Genomic DNA, 20710 nt, shown 5'->3' with positions numbered 1-20710 from the left:
GTGGTCCGCGCCGCAGTCCTGCCCGCCGTCGGCTCCCCCCTGGAGATCGCCGAGATCTCGTTGCCCGAGCCCGGCCCCGGCCAGGTCCGGGTCCGCCTCGCCGCCGCCGGGGTGTGCCACTCCGACCTGTCCCTGTCCAACGGCACCATGCGCGTGCCCGTGCCTGCCGTCCTCGGACACGAGGGCGCCGGCACCGTCGTCTCCGTCGGCGAGGGCGTCGCCCACGTCGCGCCCGGCGACGGCGTGGTCCTCAACTGGGCCCCTTCCTGCGGCAGTTGCCACGCCTGCTCGATCGGGGAGGTCTGGCTGTGTGCCGACGCCCTGACCGGCGCGGGGCGGGTCCACGCCGTCACCGCGGACGGCACCGAACTGCATCCCGGGCTGAACGTGGCCGCGTTCGCCGAGGAGACCGTCGTCGCGGCGAACTGCGTGCTCCCCGCGCCCGAGGGCGTGTCCCTGACCGACGCGGCGCTCCTCGGCTGCGCCGTGCTCACCGGGTACGGGGCCGTCCACCACTCCGCCCGTGTACGCGAGGGGGAGTCGGTCGTCGTCCACGGTGTCGGAGGGGTGGGCCTCGCCACGCTCCAGGCGGCCCGGATCGCCGGCGCGGCCACGGTCATCGCGGTCGACGTCTCGCCCGAGAAGGAGGAACTGGCCCGCCGGGCGGGCGCCACGGAGTACGTGGTCGCGTCCGACACCACGGCGAAGGAGGTGCGCCGGCTGACCGGCGGGCGGGGCGCGGACGTCGCGATCGAGTGCGTCGGACGCGCGACCACGATCCGCACGGCGTGGGACTCGACCCGCCGCGGCGGCCGCACCACGGTCGTCGGCATCGGCGGCAAGGACCAGCAGGTCACCTTCAACGCCCTGGAGCTCTTCCACTGGGGCCGAACGCTCTCGGGCTGCGTCTACGGCAACTCCGACCCGGAGCGCGACCTCCCGGTCCTCGCGACCCACATCCGCGAGGGCGGCCTCGACCTGAGCGCGCTCGTGACGGACCGCATCGGCCTGGAGGACATTCCGGCGGCGTTCACGGCGATGCGCGAGGGCCGTGGCGGGCGGTCGCTGGTGGTGTTCTGACCTTTCCCCCACCCCGCCCCTCGGTCTCCGCCCGGACCCGGCCCCGCGCCCTACCGGGCGCGGGCTCCGGGGCTTTGCCCTCGCCCTGTGCGGGGCGGGTGCTGCGTGTGGCGGATGCGGATTTCGGTCCCCGGTGCGGACCCCGTGGCCCTGCGGCCTGCGTTGCGCCCTGCCGGGCGCGGGTTCCGCGTGCGCGCATGCGGGTTTCGGGGGCTTGGCTGGGACCCCATGGCCCCGCGGTCTGCCGGGCGTGGGCTTCGGGGCTTCGGCCCCCCGCTCTGTTCGGGCGGATTCTGCGCCCTGCCTGGGCGCAGGCCCCGGGCCCCGCCTGGCCCTGTGGCCTGCCCGGGCGCGGGCTTCGGGGCTTCGCTCTCGCCCTTGTTCGGGGCGGCGTCTGGCCGCGGGCGGATGGGGGTTCGGGGCTTCCGTCCGGACCCGTGGCCCTGCGGCCTGCGTTCTGTGCCCTGCACGGGCGCGGCGTCGGGGTCCCCGGGTCCTCGGCCCACGTCGGTCTCTGCGGACCCCAGGCTGCGCCCTGCCGACCCACGGCCCCGGCGGCCTGGCCGGGCGCACGCTTCGGGCGTGCCGGGCCGCCTAACGCTCTTGGGCGGGGGCCTCCAGCTTCCCCGACGCCGGGGCCCCCGAAGGAGCCCGGGGCGGGCCCGCGCCCCGGACGCCGGTGGGCTGCGCATGCAGCCCGTCTGGGGGCCCTCCACGGCCGCCAGGCGGTAGGACACTGCGCCGAGCGCGGTACGGGGTCCGGGCGAAGCCCCAGTTCGGGAAGGGGGCGGGGTGGGGAAGGGCCCGCCCGGAGGGCACCGACGCCCCCGGGCCCTTCGGGCTGTCCGCTCCCGCCACCCCTCCCCGGGGCCCATCTCTGCGCAACCCGTTGACTCCATACCCACCGGTCGGTACGGTCCCCGCACTCCTCCTCCCCGCACCCATGGAGTGCACGCATGGACACCGCACCCCCGTCCCCCGCCACCTCGAACCGCCGGCGCGTCGCCACCGCCGCCGCTCTCGCCTCCGCCGTCGAGTGGTACGACTACTTCGTCTTCGGCATCGCCGCCGCCCTCGTCCTCGGCGATCTCTACTTCCCCGCCGGCAGCTCCTCCGCCGGCGTCCTCGCCGCCTTCGCCACCTTCGCGGTGGGCTTCCTCGCACGGCCCGTCGGCGGCATCATCGCCGGCCAGCTCGGCGACAAGCGCGGCCGTAAGCCCATGCTGGTCCTCGCGCTGACGCTGATGGGCGTCGCCACCGCGGGAATCGGGCTGCTTCCCACGTACGAGACGATCGGCATCGCCGCACCCGTCGTCCTCGTGCTGCTCCGGATCGTCCAGGGCATCGCCGTCGGCGCCCAGTGGGGCGGCGCGATGCTGATGGCGACCGAGTACGCCCCCGAGGGCAAGCGCGGTCTGTACGGCAGCCTCGTCCAGCTCGGTGTCCCCATCGGCGTGGTCACCGCCAACACCGTCTTCCTCGTGGCCGGCTCCGTCACCGACGACGCAGCCTTCGCCTCCTGGGGCTGGCGCGTCCCGTTCTTCGTCGGGTTCCTCGTCCTCGGCCTCGCCTGGTACATCCACACCCGCGTCGAGGAGACCCCCGCGTTCCGCGAGGCCGAACGCGCCCTCGCCGCACAGGAGAAGACCGAAAAGCGTTCGCCGCTGCGCACCATCCTGCGCAGCCACCTCGGCACCGTCTTCCTCGCCGGCGGCTCCTTCGCCGTCAACACCGCGACGTTCTACATCATCATCACCGGCGTGCTCGACTACGCGACCCGCGAGCTCGAGATGGAGCGCAGCGCGGTGCTGGCCGTCTCCCTGTGCGTCAGCCTCACCCAGCTCGTCATGATCCCCGCGGCGGCGTCGCTGTCCGACCGCATCGGGCGGCTGCGCATCTACGCCGCGGGCGCGGTGGGCCTGCTGCTGTGGGCGGTGCCGATGTTCCTGCTCATCGACACGGCCTCGCTGCTGTGGCTCGGCGTCGGCACGTTCGTCACGAGCTGTTTCCTCAGCATCATGTACGGGCCCCAGGCCGCCCTGTTCGCCGAGCTGTTCACCGCCGAGATGCGCTACACCGGCGCGTCGCTCGGCTACCAGATCGCCGCTGTCTTCGGCGGCGGCCTGGCGCCGTTCATGATGGTGCTGCTGCTGGAGGCCACCGGCACGTCGATGGCCGTCTCCGGCTACATCATCGGGCTGGCCGTGATCGCCCTGATCTCGATCAAGATTCTCGCCTCGCGGGCCGCGAAGGCGGCCGCCCCGGCGACGCCGGAGGCGAAGCAGCCGACTCCCGCGGAGTGACGGGTGTCCCGGCCGCGGACCCCTTCCGCGGCCGGGACCGCGACACCGCCACCCCCGCGAGGCACAGCGCACCGCCCGCGAGCGTCAGCAGCGCCGGCACCTCGTCCAGCACCAGCCAGGACATCAGCACCACGAGGGCCGGGACGGCGTACGTGGTCGCTCCCATCCGGCCCGCGGTCGTACGCGCCAGGGCATAGGCCCAGGTCGTGAAGGCGAGCGCGGTCGGGAACACACCGAGGTAGACCATGTTCAGCGTGGCGGACACCGGGGCGCGGGCCGCCTGGTCCGCCAGCTGCCCCGCGAACGGCAGGCACGCCACCGCACCGACCAGGCATCCGAACGTCGTCACCTGCAGCGCGCTCGCGTGCGCCAGCGCCGGCTTCTGCGCCACGACGCCGCCCGCGTAGCCGACGGCCGCGAGCAGACACAGCAGCACGCCCAGCGTGGACGCGCCGCCCTCGCCGGACATCGACAGGCCGACTGTGACCGCGCCCGCGAACGACAGGGCCATGCCCGCCAGCAGCCGGGGCGGCACCGCCTCGCCCAGCAGCCGCGCGCCGAGCAGGGCGATGAGCACGGGCCCGATGTTGACGACCATCGCCGCCGTGCCCGCGTCGACCTCCTGCTCGCCCCAGTTGAGCACCACCATGTAGACGCCGAACCAGAGCAGCCCGGACACCGCGATGCCGGGCCACGCGGCCCGGGGCGGCAGCCCCTCACGGCGCACCAGCAGCACGCAGCCCAGCGCGAGGGACCCGGCGAGCAGGCGGCCGAGGGCGAGGGCTCCGGGGGAGTAGGCCTCGCCGGCGCTGCGGATGGACACGAAGGCGGAGGCCCACAGCACGACGGTGACGCCCGCGGCGACCAGAGCGGGCCACTGCGCGTGCCGGGTGCGGCGTTTCGGGTTCGTCATGGGGCGACCGTACGGCCCGGACCCTTCGGCGCTCACCGCAATATCCCGGGCTCGATGCCGAGCAGCAGGCCGAGAGCCCGCTCGCCCTCCGCCGTCACCTTCACCGCCCGTTCCGAGCCGATGCGCACGCACCAGCCGGCGTCCAGGACGTGGCGGCACAGCCGTGCCCCTGCGAGCCCGGCGAGGTGCGGCTTGCGCTCGGTCCAGTCCAGGCAGCCCCGTACGAGCGGGCGCCGCCCGGTGCGCTCCAGCGGCACCCCGAGCTCGTCGAACCACCGCGCGCCCCGCTCCGTGAGGGCGAACCCGGCGTCCTGGCTGAGCAGTCCGCGCTCGGTCATGGCCCCGGTGATCGTGATGCCGAGTCTGCCGGCGAGATGGTCGTAGCAGGTGCGGCCGCGCGCCATGGCGGCGGCGACGGTCGACTCGCGCAGTCCGCGCGCCGGCCGCGCCGGCCCTTCCGGCGCGGCGTACGCGGCCAGTTCCTCGACGAGGTGCGCCACGCGGTCGTCGGCGAGCCGTACGTAGCGGTGCCGGCCCTGGCGCTCCTCGGCGAGCACCCCGCCGGCGACGAGCTTGCCGAGATGCTCGCTGGCGGTCGACGCGGCGACCCCGGTGTGCCGTGCGAGTTCTCCGGCGGTCCAGGCCCGCCCGTCGAGCAGCGCGAGGCAGATCCCGGCACGGGTCTCGTCCGCGAGGAGCGCGGCGAAGGCGGCGAGGTCACGCGAGGAGGTCATGCCTCCCAGGATGCGTCAGCGACGGTTCGGCGCGGGCCGAAGCGTCTCGTACTGGATCGCGAGACCGTCGAGCAGTGCCCGCAGCCCGGTCTCGAACGCGCCCTCGTCCACCTGCTCCTGCCGGTCGGCCAGCAGGTGGGCCTGGCCCAGGTGCGGGTAGTCGGCCGGGTCGTACGCGGTCGCGTCGTCGACGAAGCCGCGGGCGAACGAGCCGAGCGCCGAGCCGGTGATGAAGTAGCGCATCAGGGCGCCGATGTGGGTGGCCTGGGCCGGGGGCCAGCCCGCGCGGACCATCGCGCCGAACACCGTGTCGGCCACCTTGAGGCCTGCCGGCCGGCGCCTCGGGCCGCGGGCCAGCACGGGGACGGTGTGGGGGTGGGCGGTCAGCGCGGCCCGGTAGGAGACCGCGTAGTCGTGCAGGGCCGTGCGCCAGTCGCGGGGGTCGTCCTCCCGGAACATCGACAGGTCGACCCGGGCGCTGACCGCGTCGGCGACGGCGTCGAGGATCTCGTCCTTGTTGCGGAAATGGTTGTAGAGCGAGGGGCCGCTCACGCCGAGCTCGGCGGCGAGGCGGCGCGTGGACACCGCGTCGAGTCCCTCGGCGTCCACGAGCGCGCTCGCCGTCTCGACGATGCGTTCTCTGCTGAGCAGGGGCTTGCGCGGTCGGGCCATGCGGCACATAGTAGGCCTGCCAAAAAGAAACTAGCACTGGTAGTTAAAGTGGGGTGGACGCACATGGACCTGGAGATCGGCGAGGAGCAGGCGGCCGTACGGCAGCTCGCCCGGGACTTCGTCGCCCGTGAGATCACCCCGCACGTCGTCGCGTGGGACCGCGCCGAGAGCGTCGACCGGGGCATCGTGAAGAAGCTCGGCGCGCTCGGCTTCCTCGGGCTCACCATCGACGAGGAGTACGGCGGCTCCGGCGGCGACCATCTCGCGTACTGCCTGGTCACCGAGGAGCTGGGCCGCGGTGACTCCTCGGTGCGCGGCATCGTCTCCGTCTCGCTCGGACTGGTCGCCAAGACCGTGGCCGCGTACGGCACCGAGGAGCAGAAGCGCCGGTGGCTGCCGCGCCTGACGGCGGGCGAGTCCGTCGGCTGCTTCGGTCTCACCGAGCCCGGCACCGGCTCGGACGCCGGGAACCTGGCCACCAGGGCCGTGCGCGACGGCGGCGACTACGTGATCAACGGCGCCAAGATGTTCATCACCAACGGCACCTGGGCCGATGTCGTGCTGCTCTTCGCCCGGACCGGCGACGCCCCCGGGCACAAGGGCGTCTCCGCCTTCCTGGTCCCCACGGACACGCCCGGACTGACCCGCCGCACGATCCACGGAAAGCTCGGACTGCGCGGCCAGGCCACGGCCGAGCTGGTCTTCGAGGACGTCCGGGTGCCGGCCGGCGCCCTGCTCGGGCGCGAGGGCAAGGGCTTCTCCATCGCCATGTCCGCGCTCGCCAAGGGCAGGATGTCGGTCGCCGCGGGCTGCGTCGGCATCGCGCAGGCCGCGCTGGAAGCGGCCGTCGGATACGCGGGTGAGCGCGAGCAGTTCGGCAGGCCCATCGCCCACCACCAGCTGGTCCAGGAGCTGATCAGCGACATCGCCGTCGACGTGGACGCCGCCCGGCTGCTGACCTGGCGGGTCGCCGGTCTCGTCGACCGCGGCGAGGACTTCGCCACCGCCGCGTCCAAGGCGAAGCTCTTCGCCTCCGAGGCCGCGGTCCGGGCCGCCAACAACGCCCTCCAGGTCTTCGGCGGCTACGGCTACATAGACGAGTACCCGGTCGGCAAACTGCTGCGCGACGCCCGGGTGATGACCCTCTACGAGGGCACCAGCCAGATCCAGAAGCTGATCATCGGCCGCGCGCTCACCGGCGTCTCCGCGTTCTGAACGGGCCGGCGGGACGTGAGTACGCGATCTGAGTACCAGCGCGCATGTGGCCCGCCGGCCGGGGAGCGACGCTGTGCCCATGAGTGAGACACCGGTCAAGCAGCAGAACACCGCGGCGTACTACGGCCAGGCCGTCGCCTCCTTCGCCGTCGCGCTCGGAGCGGTCGCGCTCGGCATCTTCACCATGGACGCCGACCCCTGGGTGCGCGCCTTCCTCGGCATCGCCGTCCTGTACCTGACCACCTCGGCCTTCACCCTCGCCAAGGTGGTCAGGGACCGGCAGGAGGCCGGGCAGATCGTCAGCCGGGTCGACCAGGCCAGGCTGGAGAAGCTCCTCGCCGAGCACGACCCCTTCCAGAAGCTCTAAGCGCCCGCTCACTGTCACGGTATGGTGTTCGCCTGACCAGGGAAGGGACGAGCGATGAGTGCGGCGGACCAGACGGCCGAAGACGAGAAGCCGTGGGACGAGGTCACCCCGGAGGCGGCCCGGAAGTTGCTGGTCGCCGCGGTCGAGGCGTTCGCGGAGCGCGGCTACCACGCGACCACGACGCGTGACATCGCGGGCCGGGCGGGCATGAGCCCGGCGGCGCTCTACATCCACTACAAGACCAAGGAAGAGCTGCTCCACCGGATCAGCAGGATCGGCCACGACAAGGCCCTGGAGATCCTCTCGGGGGCGTACGAGGGTGAGGGCACGCCCACCGAGCGGCTCACCGAAGCCGTACGGTCCTTCGTCCGCTGGCACGCCGGCCGGCACGCCACGGCGCGGGTCGTGCAGTACGAACTGGACGCGCTCGGCGACGTTCACCGTACCGAGATCATCGAGCTGCGCCGCGAGACCGACGCCGTGGTGCGCCGACTGCTCGAGGAGGGCGTGGCGGCGGGCGAGTTCGACGTGCCGGACGTGCCCGGCACCGCCGTCGCCGTGCTGTCGCTCTGCATCGACGTGGCGCGCTGGTTCAACACGCAGGGGCGGCGGACGCCCGACGAGGTCGGCGTGTTCTACGCCGACCTCGTCCTGCGGATGGTGGGGGCTCAGAAGAAGTAGCGGGACACGGACTCCGCCACGCAGACCGGCTTGTCGCCGCCCTCGCGCTCGACGGTGACGAGGGCGGTCACCTGTACGCCGCCGCCCGCCTCCTCCACGTTCTGCAGGACGGCCGTGGCCCGCAGCCGTGACCCGACCGGCACAGGGGCGGGGAAGCGCACCTTGTTGGCGCCGTAGTTGATGCCCATCTTCATGCCCTCGACCCGCAGCACCTGCGGCACCAGGGCCGGCAGCAGCGACAGCGTCAGATAGCCGTGGGCGATCGTGGTGCCGAAGGGGCCGTTCGCCGCCCGCTCGGCATCGATGTGGATCCACTGGTGGTCGCCGGTGGCGTCGGCGAAGAGGTCGATCCGCTTCTGGTCGACCTCCAGCCAGTCGCTGTGTCCGAGCTGCTCGCCGACCCCGGCGAGCAGCTCCTCGGGGGAGGTGAAGATCCTCGGCTCTGCCATGTTCCTGCTCCCTGCCTCTCACATCTCCGAAAGCCCATGTCTAAGCGCTTGCTCAGCATGGTGGGGGAGTGCCGCACTTGTCAACGGACGACCAGTAGGCTCCGAGGGGTGCCACAGATTCCCGAGAAGATCCACGAGCTCACGGTCGGCCAGCTCGCCGCGCGCAGCGGCGCGGCCGTGTCGGCCCTGCACTTCTACGAGTCCAAGGGCCTCATCAGCAGTCGCCGCACCGCCGGGAACCAGCGTCGCTACAGCAGGGACGCGCTGCGCCGCGTCGCGTTCGTACGGGCCGCGCAGCGCGTCGGCATCCCGCTCGCCACGATCCGCGACGCGCTCGCCGAACTGCCCGAGGGACGCACCCCCGACCGCGAGGACTGGGCCCGCCTGTCGGCGGCGTGGCGCAGCGAACTCGACGAGCGCATCAAGCAGTTGAGCCGTCTCCGGGACCATCTGACGGACTGCATCGGCTGCGGCTGCCTCTCGTTGCAGACATGCGTGCTGTCCAACCCGGACGACGTCTTCGGCGACCGGTTGACCGGCTCCCGCCTGCTGCCGGAGCGGCGCAGCGCGAAGACCGAGCGGGCCTGAGCCACGGACGGCGCCGCGGGCGCGGGCGCGGGGCGCGTGCACCAGCACCCGCCCCGTGCCCGAGACGCCGTGCAGGGCGGGAGCGGTCGGCACGATCGACCTCCGCCCCCGCCCTGTCGGGCCTGCTCCTACTCGAACTCCGTGCCGCCCTTGCGGGTCAGGTACGCCGGGCTCACCGCCTTCGCGATCGCGCGCCCGCCGGTGACCGGGCTGTACCGCTCCACCGCCGGCCGGACGACGACGCCCTCTCGCAGATGCAGCTGCCGCCCCGACACCGTCTCGCGGCCGCTCGCCAGCTCCAGCACCTTGTCCGCGTCGTACGGACCCGCGAACAGCCGGGGCACGACCGGCAGTTCGCCGCCGAGCACGGCTGCCGGGTCCAGCCAGCGGACCTGGCCGTCGATCTCCGCCGAGATGTCGAACACGGCATAGCCCAGCCCGTTCTCCGCCCGGGCGTCCTTGCCGTAACCGAGGTCCTGGACGCCGGCGCCGTACACCTCGGCGAACACCCCGACCCGGCTCGCACCGAGCCGCTCGGCGAGGCGCGCCGCGATCTTGGGCACGCCGTTCCCGAGCACCGCCCGCCAGTAGAGGTTGGCCGGGTCCTCCTTGATGGCGAGCCCCTTGGCGCCGAAACCCTTGGACGAGACCCGCACCCGTCCGCCGTCCGCCGTGGAGTACGTCGCCAGACAGGCCGAGCCGTGCAGCTTCTCGGTGATCACGACCGCCTCCCCGGGCTCGAAGATGCCGGGATAGCGCTGCAGGTTCTCGATGTCCACCCACGGCAGCAGATCCGGTGCCGCCTCCACGTCGCCGCTCATCCGGGGCGGGATCGGCGGGGCCCACTTGGTGATCGCGAGCCGCTCCGCGAAGTCGGTGCCGTCCGCGGCCGCCTTCGCCAGGTCGACGTCCGCGAGCGCGCGCGGCCGGCACACGATGCCCTGCGACAGCTCGCCGCGCAGCCGGACCGCCTTGACCCGGTTGGCCTCGCCACCCGCGAGCCGGCCGGTCAGACCGAGCTCGTCGATCAGCGCGGCCGGGAGCACGGCCTGTTCGGGGATATAGACCGCGGCGTCACCCGTGCGATAGACGCCCTTGGCGACGACGGCGCGGTACAGGCCCACCTGGGCCAGCTCCAGCGCGTCGGCGTTCGGGTGCTCGTGCACGGTCAGGACTTCGGCGGTGACGCGCAGCGTCGACATCGGGGCTCCTCGGTCGTGGTTCTCAGCGCTCCCACTCTCGGCAGCGAAATCCCGCTGGGCCACGGGATTTCGCGTCTGGTAGCGTCCGGATCCTCGTCCGGCCGCGAGCCGCCAACGGACTCCTCGACGGGACGTCGCGCACATGGCCTCCCCAGCACTCACCGCGGCGGTGGACCGCGTCCGCGCGGTCTTCGCGGGCATGACCGGCCACCACGAGACGGGCTGCGGCCTCCGTCATCTCCCCGCGGAGACGGCGCTGTTGGGCGCGCCCGACGTGGCCCTGCCCGACCGGGCCCTGCGGATGTACGCGCACGAGGTGCCGGACCACTTCGACGGCCACCCCGCCGCGATGCGTCGGATCCTTCCGCAGGTCGCCGAGCAGCCGGCCGCGCGCCGGTGGACGGCGTTCAACGTTCACGACCTGACTGGCCTCGGACGTTCGGGCCCGCGGACCCGGCCCACGGAACAGGCCGACGCGATCCGCGCGTTCCGCGACGCCGTCTGGGACGCGGCGCCGCCCGCGCGATGAGGGACGCCGGTCCCGGGCCCCCGGCCCGGGACCGGCGTCCCTCATGCGACCGAGGCGAGCTCCCGGCGCCCCGCGCGCTTCGCCGCGGTCACCGCCTCCAGTGTGAGGACGGGCTGCGGCACCACGATCCCGCAGCCGGTGCAGACCGGGCCGAAGAAGGGCTCGTGCTCCAGGTCCTGTCGCCACACGATGTGCGTTCCCCTGCACACCGGGCACGCGTCCCCGGGCTCCGTCTCCAGCGCGCCGATCAGCCTGCGCAGCACCTCGTCCAGCGGCTCGGAGGGATGTGTCCCGGGGCTGTCGCAGCGCGCGACCCCGTTCCCGCCCCACGTCCTGCGGTGCCAGTCGTCGATGTGTCCGGGCCGCCGCAGCCCCTCGTGCTTCTCCCGTTTACGGCGGTCCGCGAAGTTCTCCTCGTACGCGAGCCATACCGCCCGCGCCCGCTCCAACTCCTCCAGTGCGGCCACCAGCCGCGCCGGATCGGGGGCCCTGTCCTCGGGCTCGATGCTGTGCCTCGCGCACAGATGGTTCCAAGTGGCCCGATGCCCATAAGGGGCGAACCTCTCCAGGCACTTGCGCAGTGAGTAGCGCCGCAGCGCCAGGTCACACCGCACGTCACGCACCTGTCTCGCAAGACTCCGGAAACCGGCCATCGCGTCGACACCTCCGTCGCTGGTACATCGGCGTTGAAGAATGGACGTAGGAGTGCCCGTTTCGGCTCCATCGAAAATCGGGACGTGTCATGTCGACCGGATCACGCCCCTGTTTCAGCGGCCGACCCGCCCCGCCGACAACACCACCCGGGCCAGTTCCTCATGGCAGATGTCACTGTGCGCACCCGCAGGCGGCCCGCCCCTCCGCACCACCTGCGCCGCGTCCACGCTGACGCATCCCGAGTCCGGCAGGCCGTCGCGCAGCGCCTCCTCCAGCGTCAGCCGCGACGTGCCCGCGACGGCCTGAATGCCGTCGTGGCCCATCGCCCACCACCGCCGGTCGCCACCGGCCGCCGACGCCGAGTCCCCGGCGAGGGCAGAGGCCAGCGGGTAGAACACGCCGAGCGCACTGTCGTGCCGCGAGTAGCAGGCGACCACCGGCCCGTCGACCCGCTCCTGCACAGCGGCGAGCGCGCCCGCGCTGTGCGGGGCGTGCGGCAGGCCGCACGCGAACGCGTAGTGCGACAGGGCGCCTTGGAGCAGCGTCACCGACTTCACGTTGTCCGCGCCCTCCGGCAGCCCCCGCAGCGCGAACGCCACCAGCCGCGCCCCCTGGCTGTGCCCGACGAGGTGCACCCGCAGCCGCGGCGCCGAACGGGCCAGCAGGCCCAGCAGCGGCCCGAGCCCCAGCTCGCCGACCGTCCCCGCGCGGCGCTTCATCGCGTAGTACGTCGTCTGCCGCAGCAACTCCTTCGCGCCCCGCCACGCGCAGCGCAGTCCGCCGCCGAACGGCAGCGCGCCGTACAGCGACCCGGACTCCGCCTCCAGGGCGGCGGCCAGCCTGCGGCACAGGGTGAGCGTGTCCTCGTACAGCACCGCGGGCGGGCTCTGCTCGTCGTGCGGCAGGTCCTCGGCGAAGCCCGCCTCCATACCGCCGGGCGGCGTGGCCGCCAACTCCCGCGCCAGCCTGCCGAACTCGGCGAAGGCGGCCCGCGACTCCGGCTGCTCGTCCAGCAGTCGCGCGAGCCGCTCGACGGTCTCGCGATGCCCGGGGAACAGCTCGGCGAGCACCGCGCGGGTCGCCCCGTCCAGGCCGGGGCCCGACGGCTGGGCACCGGCGGCCGGTGGTTCGACGTCGGGGATCGGCTCGTCCGAGAACCGCATCGAGGGCCAGACGACGCCCGCGTACCCCAGCCGTGCCTGCGGGGTCTGCGCCACCAGCTTGGGGAACGGAGCGAAGAACGACGCGTAGAGCCGCCGGGCCGTGCCCGGGGAGTTGTTCCACCCGTGGGCGAACATCACCAGGTCGGTGACGTCCTGTTCCATGAGCGCGCCGTACGGCCCCAGCACATCGCCGTCCGCGTCGAAAGTGATCTCCCGGTACGGTCGCACACCTGTCCCCGACATGGCCCGCCCCTCCCCTTGGCCCGTCACCACAGGATCCTGCGCAAGGGGAGAAACGGCCATACCCCGGAAGCGGTCGGAGCCGGTCGGCCGCCCCGGCCCGGTGCGGACCGATCAGGACGTCGTACGACGTGCCCCAGCCGCACGGGCTCGGGCTCGGCCGGCCACGCGCTGCCGATGCTCCTCGTCGGACGGGTCACTCCCGGCCACTCGCGGGCCGTGCGAGGCGCGGTGCGCATGTCCGGGCGCCCTTCCCGGTGGGGCGATGCCCACCCGCCGCGTGCTCAGTACCGCAGATAGCGCCGCCGTACCGCGCGGAACGCGGCCAGTTCGTCCCGCCACGCGCCCACCACCTCGTCGGTGTCCGCCCCCGCGTCGATGAGCGTGCGCACCTTGGTGGAACCGGTCAGCTTGTCGATCCAGTTGTCGGCGCGCCAGGCGAATCCGCTCCAGCTGCGCTTCGCCGTCACCAGCAGCGCGATGCCGGTGCGGACGGGGTCGAAGGACTCCCGGTCGTGGACGAGGAGTTGGACGCCGCCGATCGTCCTGCCCTGGAACTTGGAGAACGTGGGCGCGAAGTACGCCTCGCGGAAGCGGACGCCGGGCAGGTCCGTCGCGTTCACGGCCTCGGCCCAGCGGCGGTCGACGCCCTCCGCGCCCAGGAGCTCGAAGGGGCGGGTGGTGCCCCGGCCCTCGGACAGGTTCGTGCCCTCGAACAGGCAGGTGCCGGAGTAGACGAGGGCGGTGTCGGGTGTGGGCATGTTGGGGCTCGGCGGCACCCAGGGCAGCCCGGTCTCGTCGTAGAAGTCGGAGCGGCGCCAGCCGGTCATCGTCACGGTCTCCAGTGCGACCGGTCGCGTGAGGAACTCCGCGTTGAAGAGCAGCGCCAGTTCGGCGACGGTCATGCCGTGCGCCTGCGCGATCGGCTCACGGCCCACGAAGGTCGCGAACGCCTTGTCGAGCACGGGTCCCAGCGCCGCCCGGCCGGTCACCGGATTCGGCCGGTCGAGCACCACGAACCGCTTGCCCGCGAGCTCGGCGGCCTGCATGCAGTCGAAGAGGGTCCAGATGTAGGTGTAGAAGCGGGCCCCGGCGTCCTGGATGTCGAAGACGACCGTGTCCACACCGGACGCGGTGAAGATGTCGGCCAGCGGCCGGCCGCTCTTCAGGTACGTGTCGTAGACCGGCAGGCCGGTCGCGGGGTCGTCGTAGCGTCCCTCGGAGCCGCCCGCCTGCGCCGTGCCGCGGAAGCCGTGCTCGGGTCCGAAGACCGCGACCAGGTTCACGCGGTCGTCGGCGTGCATGACGTCCACGATGTGCCGGACGTCGCGCGTGATGCCGGTCGGATTGGTGACCACGCCGACCCGTTCGCCGGCCAGGAGCGCGTATCCGTCGGCGGCCAGCCGCTCGAAACCGGTGCGCACGCGGCCGCGGCCCGTATGGGCGGCGGCGGGCGTGGCGGATGTCGCGGCCAGGGCCCCCACCGCGCCGCCGGCGGCCAGCAAACCCCGTCTGGAAAGGCTCATCGAGCTACCTCCGTGATCGCCGTCTGTCATGGCCACGCACGCTAGCGCTCCTGACGCCCTGGGGGAACGACCCGGGCACGGCCGTCGGGCCGCCCCCTTCCACCGGGGCATACCGACCGGTTAGTCTGCCTGAACAGCCGGGACGCTGCGAAAGGCGGAGCTTGATGAGCACGGTGCGGGGCGCAGGGGTCGTTGTCACGGGAGCGGGCGGCGGAATCGGGGCCGCCCTTGCCCGCCGGTTCGCCGCCGAGGGCGCCCGGGTCGTGGTCAACGACATCGACGCGGACAAGGCCAAGGCCGTCGCCGACGAGATCGGCGGCACCGCCGTACCCGGCGACGCCTCCTACGTCGTCGACGAGGCCCGGGACGCCCTCGGCGGCGTCGTCGACGTCTACTGCGCCAACGCCGGCCTCGGCTCGGGCGGCGACGCCTTCGCGGACGAGGACGTCTGGGCCTCCGCCTGGGACGTCAACGTCATGGCACACGTCCGGGCGAGCCGCGCCCTGCTGCCCGACTGGCTGGAGCGCGGCAGCGGCCGCTTCGTCTCCACCGTCTCCGCCGCCGGGCTGCTCACGATGATCGGGGCCGCGCCCTACAGCGTCACCAAGCACGGAGCGCTCGCCTATGCCGAGTGGCTCTCTCTGACCTACCGCCACCGCGGCCTCAAGGTCCACGCCATCTGCCCGCAGGGCGTACGCACCGACATGCTCACCGCCACCGGATCGGCCGGCGACATCGTCCTCAAGCCGACCGCGATCGAGCCCGAGGACGTCGCCGACGCCCTGTTCGCCGCGATGGACGAGGACCGCTTCCTCGTCCTGCCGCACCCGGAGGTCGCCGGCTACTACGCGGCGCGCGCCACCGAGACCGACCGCTGGATCGCCGGAATGAACCACATCCAGCAGAAGTGGGAAGAGGCGGGCCGATGAGCTCCCCCTACGCCGCGCAGCCGTGGCTCGGGCAGCTGACCGAAGCGCAGCGTGCCCCCGTCACCCCGCTCCCGACCGTCGTGCACTCCTTCCGCGCGGCCGTCGCCCGCGCCCCGGAACACCCCGCGCTCGCCTACTTCGACGGCCGGCTGAGCTACCGGGAGACCGACGACCTCTCCGACTCCGTCGCCGCCCACCTCGCCGAGCGCGGTGTCGCCCGCGGCGACCGCGTCGCCCTCATGCTCCAGAACAGCCCGCAGTTCGTCATCGCGCTGCTCGGCGCCTGGAAGGCCGGCGCGACCGTCGTCCCGCTCAACCCGATGTACAAGACGGGCGAGGTCGCCCATGTCCTCGCCGACTCCGGGGCCACCGCGCTGATCTGCTCCGACCGGGCATGGGAGGCGTACCTGCGCGACTGCGCCGCCGCCTCTTCCGTGCGCGTCGTGCTCACCGCCTGCGAGCTCGACCTCCAGACGCGGCACGACGAGCGCGTCCTCTCCTTCGAGCGGGCTCCGCGGGCCGAGGACGCCGACGACCTGCTCAGCGTCGCCCGCCGGCGCCTCCCGGCGCCGACCGGACGCGAACTCGGTGCCACGGACGTCGCCTTGATCAGCTACACGTCGGGCACCAGCGGCACCCCCAAGGGGGCGATGAACCTCCACGGCGGCATCACCTACAACGCCGAACGCCAGCGCACCGGCCACCCCGTCCCCGAAGGCGCCTGCTACTTCGCCCTCGCGCCCCTCTTCCACATCACCGGCATGGTCTGCCAGCTCGCCGTCTGCATCGCCAACGCGGGCACCCTCGCGCTCGCCTACCGCTTCGAGGCGGGCGTCGTCCTCGACGCCTTCGCCGAGCACAGGCCGGCGTACACCGTCGGCCCGTCGACCGCGTTCATGGCCCTGGCCGCGCATCCCGCCGCCACCCGCGAGCACTTCGCCTCCTTCGCCGTGATCTCCTCGGGCGGCGCGCCCGTGCCGCCCGCGCTGGTGGAGAAGTTCCGCGCCGGTTTCGGGCCGTACATACGCAACGGCTACGGGCTCACCGAGTGCACCGCGCCCTGTGCGTCCGTGCCCCCGGAGAAGGAGGCGCCGGTCGACCCGGCCTCCGGCACCCTGTCCGTGGGCCTGCCCGGCCCCGACACCGTCGTGCGGATCGTCGACGAGAAGGGCGACGAGGTGCCCCTCGGCGAACAGGGCGAGATCGCCGTGCGCGGCCCGCAGGTCGTGCCCGGCTACTGGCGGCTCCCCGAGGCCACCGCCGCGGCGTTCCCGGACGGCGAACTGCGCACCGGCGACATCGGCTTCATGGACGCGGACGGCTGGCTCTACGTCGTCGACCGCAAGAAGGACATGATCAACGCCTCCGGGTTCAAGGTCTGGCCCCGCGAGGTCGAGGACGTCCTCTACACGCACCCGGCGGTCCGCGAAGCGGCCGTCGTCGGCGTGCCGGACTCCTACCGCGGGGAGACGGTCAAGGCGTACGTCAGCCTGCGCCCGGGGGCGGACGTCGGGCCCGACGAGCTGTCGTCCTACTGCGAGCAGCGGCTCGCCGCCTACAAATACCCCAGGGAAGTAGCGATCCTGCCGGAGCTCCCCAAGACCACAAGTGGGAAGATCCTCAGGCGGGAACTGCGTTCCCGGGTTTAGAACACGATGTTTCGGCAGGAAGGGCAGGTGGCGGCGATGGCCAGGACGACGGACGGGGAGGCGGCCCCCGTACCGCAGAGGCTGCTGGCCGCCGCCACCCGCCTGTTCGCCGAGCGGGGATACGACCGCACCTCGGTCCAGGAGATCGTGGAGGCGGCGGGCGTCACCAAGGGGGCGCTCTATCACTACTTCGGTTCCAAGGAGGACCTCCTGCAGGAGGTCTACTCCCGGGTGCTGCGCGTCCAGCAGGAGCGGCTGGACGCCTTCGCGGGCGCGGACGAGCCCGTGGAGGACCGGCTGCGCGAGGCGGCGGCGGACGTCGTCGTCACCACCATCGACAACCTGGACGACGCGGCGATCTTCTTCCGCTCCATGCACCACCTGAGCCCGGAGAAGCACAAGCAGGTGCGGGCCGAGCGGCGCCGCTACCACGAGCGGTTCCGGGCGCTGGTGGAGGAGGGGCAGCAGAGCGGCGTCTTCTCCTCGGCGACGCCGGCGGATCTGGTGGTGGACTACCACTTCGGGTCGGTCCACCACCTGTCGACGTGGTACCGCCCGGACGGCCCCCTGACGAAGCAGCAGGTCGCGGACCACCTGGCGGACCTCCTCCTCCGAGCGCTCCGCCCCTGACTGCGCGGACCCCGTCGGGGCGCTCCGGTCGTGCGCGCGGCGCTCCGGTTGGGGCTCTGCCTTGAGCCCAGCGCCTCAACGGCCGGCGGGGCTCTGCTTCGTTCGCGCGGCCCGGCTGTCTGGCCTTCGGCCCGGGCCCGCGGTTCTTTCGCCGGCGGGGCTGGTTTCCCGCGGGACTCTGCCTCGTCCGCGCAGCGCAACTGTCTGACCTTCGGTCCGAGGCCCGCGGTTCTCTCGTCGCCGGGGCTGGTTTTCGGCCGCGTCGTCCGCGCGGCGCTCACGTTGGGGCTCTGCCCCGAGCCCCGCGCCTCAACGGCCGGCGGGGCTCTGCCTCGTCCGTGCGGCGCGGCTGTCCGGCCTTCGGCCCGGGGCCCGCGGTTCGCTCGCCGGCGGGGCTGGTCTTGCCTCGTCCGCGTGGCGCGCCTCGTCGGGGCGCTGCCCAGGATGCCGGGCGCCGGCCTCCACCCCAAGCCCCGCGCCTCAATCGCCGGCGGGGCTGGTTCTCCGGTGGCGGCCCGCGGCGCGGAGCTGCCGCCGTGGAGGGGGATGGGGGCGTCAGCCCCCATATCGCTTCCCCCGTCAGGGGGTCTGGGGGCGGAGCCCCCAGTTACGGGAAGGGGCGGGGTGGGGGAGACCCCCCACCCCGCCCACCCCTCACACGTACCTCTTCAGCTCCCGCCTCGCCAGCGACCGCTGATGCACCTCGTCCGGCCCGTCCGCCAGCTTCAGCGTCCGCGCCGCCGCCCACAGTTCCGCCAGCGGGAAGTCCTGGCTCACGCCGCCCGCGCCGTGGACCTGCACCGCCTTGTCCAGGATGTCCACGACCGCCCGCGGCGTCGCGATCTTGATCGCCTGGATCTCGGTGTGCGCGCCACGGTTGCCGACCGTGTCCATCAGCCACGCGGTCTTCAGCACCAGCAGCCGCAGCTGCTCCACGGTCACCCGCGCGTCCGCGATCCAGTTCTGCACGACGCCCTGCTGGGCGATCGCCTTGCCGAACGCCTCGCGGGACACCGCCCTGCGGCACATCAACTCGATCGCCCGCTCGGCCATGCCGATCAGCCGCATGCAGTGGTGGATACGGCCCGGTCCGAGCCGCGCCTGGGCGATGGCGAAGCCGCTGCCCACCTCGTCGATCAGGTTCGACGCGGGCACCCGTACGTCGGTGAAGACGACTTCGGCGTGGCCGCCGTGCGAGTGGTCCTCGTAGCCGTAGACCTGCATGGCGCGGCGGACCTCGACGCCCGGGGTGTCCCGCGGGACCAGGATCATCGACTGCTGACGGCGGATGTCGTCGCCGTCCGGGTCGGTCTTGCCCATCACGATGAAGATCTGGCAGTTCGGGTTCATCGCACCGGAGATGTACCACTTGCGACCGTTGATGACGTAGTCGTCGCCGTCGCGGTCGATCCGGGTCCGGATGTTCGTCGCGTCCGACGAGGCGACCTCGGGCTCGGTCATGGCGAACGCCGAGCGGATCTCACCGGCGAGCAGCGGCTCCAGCCACTGCTTCTTCTGCTCGTCGTTGCCGAACTGCGCGAGGACCTCCATGTTCCCCGTGTCCGGGGCCGCGCAGTTCAGTGCCGTCGGCGCCAGGTGCGGGCTGCGTCCGGTGATCTCGGCGAGCGGCGCGTACTGCAGGTTCGTCAGGCCCGCGCCGTGCTCGGCGTCGGGCAGGAAGAGGTTCCACAGCCCCTGCTTGCGCGCCTCGGCCTTCAGCTCCTCGACGATCGCCGGGGTGTCCCACGGTGACGCCAGCCGCGCACGCTGCTCGTGCTCGATCTGCTCGGCCGGGTAGACGTGCTCGTCCATGAACGTGAGCAGTCTGGCGCGGAGTTCTTCCGTACGGGCGTCGAATGCGAAGTCCATGAGGTACTCAGCCTTCCTGGAGGGTGGTGAGGCCGTGCTCGATGAAGACGGGGACGAGATCGCCGATGCGGTCGAAGCCGGCGCCGACGGTCTGGCCGAGTGTGTAGCGGTAGTGGATGCCCTCGAGGATCACGGCGAGCTTGAACCAGGCGAACGCCGTGTACCAGGAGATCGCCGAGGTGTCCCGGCCGGAGCGCCCGGCGTACCGCTCGATCAGCTCGTCGGGGGAGGGGTGGCCGGGCGCGCTCGCGGTGGTGCTGATGGGGGAACCGGGCAGATCCAGCGGGCGGCTGTACATCACCAGCAGTCCGAGGTCGGTCAGCGGATCGCCGAGCGTGGACATCTCCCAGTCCAGTACGGCCGTGATCCGGTCGTCCGCGCCGATCAGGACGTTGTCGAGGCGGTAGTCGCCGTGGATGACGGCGGCCGCGGGGGACGGCGGCAGCGAGCGCCCGAGGGTGGCGTGCAGCTCGTCGATGCCGGGCAGCTCCCGGTTGCGCGAGGCGTCCAGCTGCTTGCCCCAGCGGCGCAGCTGCCGGTCGAGGAAGCCCTCGGGGCGCCCGAAGTCGCCGAGCCCGACCGACTCGGGATCCACGGCGTGCAGGTCGACGAGCGTGTCGACGAGGGAGAGCACCGCGTCGCGGGTGCGTGCGGGACCGAGAGCGGCGAGCTGTTCGGCGGTGCGGTAGGGCGTGCCGTCGACGAACTCCATGACGTAGAACGGCGATCCCATGACCGACTCGTCCTCGCACAGCAGCACCGGCCGCGGGACCGGTACCTCGGTCGGCGCGAGCGCGCTGATCACCCGGTGCTCGCGCTTCATGTCGTGGGCGGTCGCCAGGACGTGGCCGAGCGGGGGCCGGCGGACGACCCAGTGGCTGGTGCCGTCGGTGACCGTGTAGGTGAGGTTGGAGCGGCCGCCCTGGATCAGCCGTGCGCTGAGAGGTCCGCTCACCAGCCCCGGCCGCTCGCGGTCGAGATGTCCGCGCAGCTGCTCGGGATCGAGGCCCTGTGGGGCTGGGCTCATGGTGCGCACCTCCGGAGGCGGTCCTGGTCGTGGTCCTGACGATCGCGTTCATGATGACCGACCAGTCGGTATGTCGTCCAGTGCGCCCGTGGAACCGATGCGTGGATCACACACGAGAACGCGCCCGCCCCGGGCTGAGATCCGTGGAGGCGGGCGCGTTCGGCCTGCGGACGCAGGCGGGACGGGTGCGTTCCGGCGAGGTGAGCGGAGTTCGGCGAACGGGCCGAGGTCCGCCCCGCGCGCCGTCTCCAGAAGGGGGGGAGCCCCTGCTGTACCGGCAGGTGCACCAC

The 20710-nt window shown here is 72.9% G+C and carries 20 protein-coding genes; 10 read left to right on the top strand and 10 right to left on the bottom strand.

Features of this window, described 5'->3' with window-relative positions; genetic code table 11:
• Together HW130_RS20355 and HW130_RS20350 are read left to right on the top strand one after the other, a co-directional pair.
• Positions 1–1080 (top strand): zinc-binding dehydrogenase, encoded by a 1080-nt coding sequence (locus HW130_RS20355; protein ID WP_177151078.1) that lies wholly within the window; start codon positions 1–3, stop codon positions 1078–1080.
• Positions 1081–2036: 956 nt separating this feature from the next.
• Complete coding sequence (locus HW130_RS20350) at positions 2037–3383, top strand: MFS transporter (RefSeq protein ID WP_177151077.1); 1347 nt, start codon at positions 2037–2039, stop codon at positions 3381–3383.
• Here the strand turns inward: HW130_RS20350 and HW130_RS20345 are convergent.
• Genes HW130_RS20345 through HW130_RS20335 form a run of 3 tightly spaced genes read right to left on the bottom strand, consistent with a single transcriptional unit; the run spans position 3304 to position 5702 of the window.
• Positions 3304–4296, bottom strand: coding sequence for a DMT family transporter (locus HW130_RS20345; protein ID WP_177151076.1), 993 nt, complete (start codon positions 4294–4296; stop codon positions 3304–3306). The genes HW130_RS20350 and HW130_RS20345 overlap by 80 nt on opposite strands.
• Positions 4297–4328: 32 nt before the next feature.
• A complete protein-coding gene (locus tag HW130_RS20340) occupies positions 4329–5030 on the bottom strand; it encodes a helix-turn-helix transcriptional regulator (RefSeq protein ID WP_177151075.1) in 702 nt (233 codons plus the stop codon).
• Positions 5031–5045: 15 nt separating this feature from the next.
• Complete coding sequence (locus HW130_RS20335; protein ID WP_177151074.1) at positions 5046–5702, bottom strand: TetR/AcrR family transcriptional regulator; 657 nt, start codon at positions 5700–5702, stop codon at positions 5046–5048.
• Positions 5703–5765: 63 nt separating this feature from the next.
• Here HW130_RS20335 and HW130_RS20330 point away from each other — a divergent pair, with 63 nt between their 5' ends.
• From HW130_RS20330 to HW130_RS20320, 3 genes are all read left to right on the top strand, one after another.
• Entirely contained in the window at positions 5766–6917 is a 1152-nt protein-coding gene (locus HW130_RS20330) for an acyl-CoA dehydrogenase family protein (protein ID WP_177151073.1), read from the top strand.
• 79 nt (positions 6918–6996) lie between these two features.
• Positions 6997–7284 (top strand): YiaA/YiaB family inner membrane protein, encoded by a 288-nt coding sequence (locus tag HW130_RS20325; RefSeq protein WP_177151072.1) that lies wholly within the window; start codon positions 6997–6999, stop codon positions 7282–7284.
• A 54-nt stretch (positions 7285–7338) separates the two neighbouring features.
• Complete coding sequence (locus tag HW130_RS20320) at positions 7339–7965, top strand: TetR/AcrR family transcriptional regulator (RefSeq protein ID WP_177151071.1); 627 nt, start codon at positions 7339–7341, stop codon at positions 7963–7965.
• Here the strand turns inward: HW130_RS20320 and HW130_RS20315 are convergent.
• Positions 7953–8414, bottom strand: coding sequence for a MaoC family dehydratase (locus HW130_RS20315; RefSeq protein ID WP_177151070.1), 462 nt, complete (start codon positions 8412–8414; stop codon positions 7953–7955). The two genes, HW130_RS20320 and HW130_RS20315, sit on opposite strands and share 13 nt — an antisense overlap.
• 108 nt (positions 8415–8522) lie before the next feature.
• Between HW130_RS20315 and soxR the strand changes: the two genes are divergently transcribed.
• Positions 8523–9002, top strand: a complete 480-nt coding sequence (gene soxR, locus HW130_RS20310) for a redox-sensitive transcriptional activator SoxR (protein WP_177151069.1) — start codon at positions 8523–8525, stop codon at positions 9000–9002.
• Positions 9003–9130: 128 nt separating this feature from the next.
• Here soxR and HW130_RS20305 read toward each other — a convergent pair whose 3' ends face one another.
• Entirely contained in the window at positions 9131–10204 is a 1074-nt protein-coding gene (locus tag HW130_RS20305; RefSeq protein ID WP_177151068.1) for an RNA ligase (ATP), read from the bottom strand.
• A gap of 142 nt (positions 10205–10346) precedes the next feature.
• On the opposite strand from HW130_RS20305, the gene HW130_RS20300 reads away from it, so the two are divergent.
• The gene (locus HW130_RS20300; protein ID WP_177151067.1) at positions 10347–10733 is read left to right on the top strand and encodes a hypothetical protein; all 387 of its coding nucleotides are present in this window, start codon (positions 10347–10349) and stop codon (positions 10731–10733) included.
• 41 nt (positions 10734–10774) lie between these two features.
• Here HW130_RS20300 and HW130_RS20295 read toward each other — a convergent pair whose 3' ends face one another.
• The 3 genes from HW130_RS20295 to HW130_RS20285 all read right to left on the bottom strand — a co-directional run bounded on the left by HW130_RS20295 (position 10775) and on the right by HW130_RS20285 (position 14316).
• Entirely contained in the window at positions 10775–11386 is a 612-nt protein-coding gene (locus HW130_RS20295) for a hypothetical protein (protein WP_177151066.1), read from the bottom strand.
• 114 nt (positions 11387–11500) lie between these two features.
• Positions 11501–12793, bottom strand: a complete 1293-nt coding sequence (locus HW130_RS20290) for a serine-threonine protein kinase (RefSeq protein ID WP_177151065.1) — start codon at positions 12791–12793, stop codon at positions 11501–11503.
• A gap of 281 nt (positions 12794–13074) precedes the next feature.
• Positions 13075–14316 (bottom strand): exo-beta-N-acetylmuramidase NamZ domain-containing protein, encoded by a 1242-nt coding sequence (locus tag HW130_RS20285; protein WP_177151064.1) that lies wholly within the window; start codon positions 14314–14316, stop codon positions 13075–13077.
• 164 nt (positions 14317–14480) lie between these two features.
• On the opposite strand from HW130_RS20285, the gene HW130_RS20280 reads away from it, so the two are divergent.
• From HW130_RS20280 to HW130_RS20270, 3 genes are read left to right on the top strand one after another with little or no spacing between them, the layout of a single operon-like run.
• The gene (locus HW130_RS20280) at positions 14481–15245 is read left to right on the top strand and encodes an SDR family oxidoreductase (protein ID WP_177151063.1); all 765 of its coding nucleotides are present in this window, start codon (positions 14481–14483) and stop codon (positions 15243–15245) included.
• Positions 15242–16894, top strand: coding sequence for an AMP-binding protein (locus HW130_RS20275; RefSeq protein ID WP_177151062.1), 1653 nt, complete (start codon positions 15242–15244; stop codon positions 16892–16894). The genes HW130_RS20280 and HW130_RS20275 overlap by 4 nt, the downstream gene beginning before the upstream one ends.
• A 36-nt stretch (positions 16895–16930) precedes the next feature.
• Entirely contained in the window at positions 16931–17524 is a 594-nt protein-coding gene (locus HW130_RS20270) for a TetR/AcrR family transcriptional regulator (protein ID WP_177151061.1), read from the top strand.
• 654 nt (positions 17525–18178) lie between these two features.
• On the opposite strand, the gene HW130_RS20265 is transcribed toward HW130_RS20270, so the two are convergent.
• Positions 18179–19393 (bottom strand): acyl-CoA dehydrogenase family protein, encoded by a 1215-nt coding sequence (locus HW130_RS20265; RefSeq protein WP_177151060.1) that lies wholly within the window; start codon positions 19391–19393, stop codon positions 18179–18181.
• Between the two features lie 7 nt (positions 19394–19400).
• The gene (locus HW130_RS20260) at positions 19401–20420 is read right to left on the bottom strand and encodes a phosphotransferase family protein (protein WP_177151059.1); all 1020 of its coding nucleotides are present in this window, start codon (positions 20418–20420) and stop codon (positions 19401–19403) included.
• Positions 20421–20710 lie beyond the last annotated feature (290 nt).

Origin of the sequence: Streptomyces sp. PKU-EA00015, from assembly GCF_013387495.1 — a bacterium.
GTDB lineage: Bacteria > Actinomycetota > Actinomycetes > Streptomycetales > Streptomycetaceae > Streptomyces.
This window is presented reverse-complemented; position numbering and strand designations above follow the sequence as displayed.

Bases quoted from the DNA above. Each gene is read 5' to 3' on its own strand.
- HW130_RS20350 (WP_177151077.1), top strand. From the start codon at position 2,037: ATGGACACCGCACCCCCGTCCCCCGCCACCTCGAACCGCCGGCGCGTC.
- HW130_RS20345 (WP_177151076.1), bottom strand. From the start codon at position 4,296: ATGACGAACCCGAAACGCCGCACCCGGCACGCGCAGTGGCCCGCTCTG.
- HW130_RS20340 (WP_177151075.1), bottom strand. From the start codon at position 5,030: ATGACCTCCTCGCGTGACCTCGCCGCCTTCGCCGCGCTCCTCGCGGAC.
- HW130_RS20335 (WP_177151074.1), bottom strand. From the start codon at position 5,702: ATGGCCCGACCGCGCAAGCCCCTGCTCAGCAGAGAACGCATCGTCGAG.
- HW130_RS20330 (WP_177151073.1), top strand. From the start codon at position 5,766: ATGGACCTGGAGATCGGCGAGGAGCAGGCGGCCGTACGGCAGCTCGCC.
- HW130_RS20325 (WP_177151072.1), top strand. From the start codon at position 6,997: ATGAGTGAGACACCGGTCAAGCAGCAGAACACCGCGGCGTACTACGGC.
- HW130_RS20320 (WP_177151071.1), top strand. From the start codon at position 7,339: ATGAGTGCGGCGGACCAGACGGCCGAAGACGAGAAGCCGTGGGACGAG.
- HW130_RS20315 (WP_177151070.1), bottom strand. From the start codon at position 8,414: ATGGCAGAGCCGAGGATCTTCACCTCCCCCGAGGAGCTGCTCGCCGGG.
- HW130_RS20305 (WP_177151068.1), bottom strand. From the start codon at position 10,204: ATGTCGACGCTGCGCGTCACCGCCGAAGTCCTGACCGTGCACGAGCAC.
- HW130_RS20300 (WP_177151067.1), top strand. From the start codon at position 10,347: ATGGCCTCCCCAGCACTCACCGCGGCGGTGGACCGCGTCCGCGCGGTC.
- HW130_RS20295 (WP_177151066.1), bottom strand. From the start codon at position 11,386: ATGGCCGGTTTCCGGAGTCTTGCGAGACAGGTGCGTGACGTGCGGTGT.
- HW130_RS20290 (WP_177151065.1), bottom strand. From the start codon at position 12,793: ATGTCGGGGACAGGTGTGCGACCGTACCGGGAGATCACTTTCGACGCG.
- HW130_RS20285 (WP_177151064.1), bottom strand. From the start codon at position 14,316: ATGAGCCTTTCCAGACGGGGTTTGCTGGCCGCCGGCGGCGCGGTGGGG.
- HW130_RS20280 (WP_177151063.1), top strand. From the start codon at position 14,481: ATGAGCACGGTGCGGGGCGCAGGGGTCGTTGTCACGGGAGCGGGCGGC.
- HW130_RS20275 (WP_177151062.1), top strand. From the start codon at position 15,242: ATGAGCTCCCCCTACGCCGCGCAGCCGTGGCTCGGGCAGCTGACCGAA.
- HW130_RS20270 (WP_177151061.1), top strand. From the start codon at position 16,931: ATGGCCAGGACGACGGACGGGGAGGCGGCCCCCGTACCGCAGAGGCTG.
- HW130_RS20265 (WP_177151060.1), bottom strand. From the start codon at position 19,393: ATGGACTTCGCATTCGACGCCCGTACGGAAGAACTCCGCGCCAGACTG.
- HW130_RS20260 (WP_177151059.1), bottom strand. From the start codon at position 20,420: ATGAGCCCAGCCCCACAGGGCCTCGATCCCGAGCAGCTGCGCGGACAT.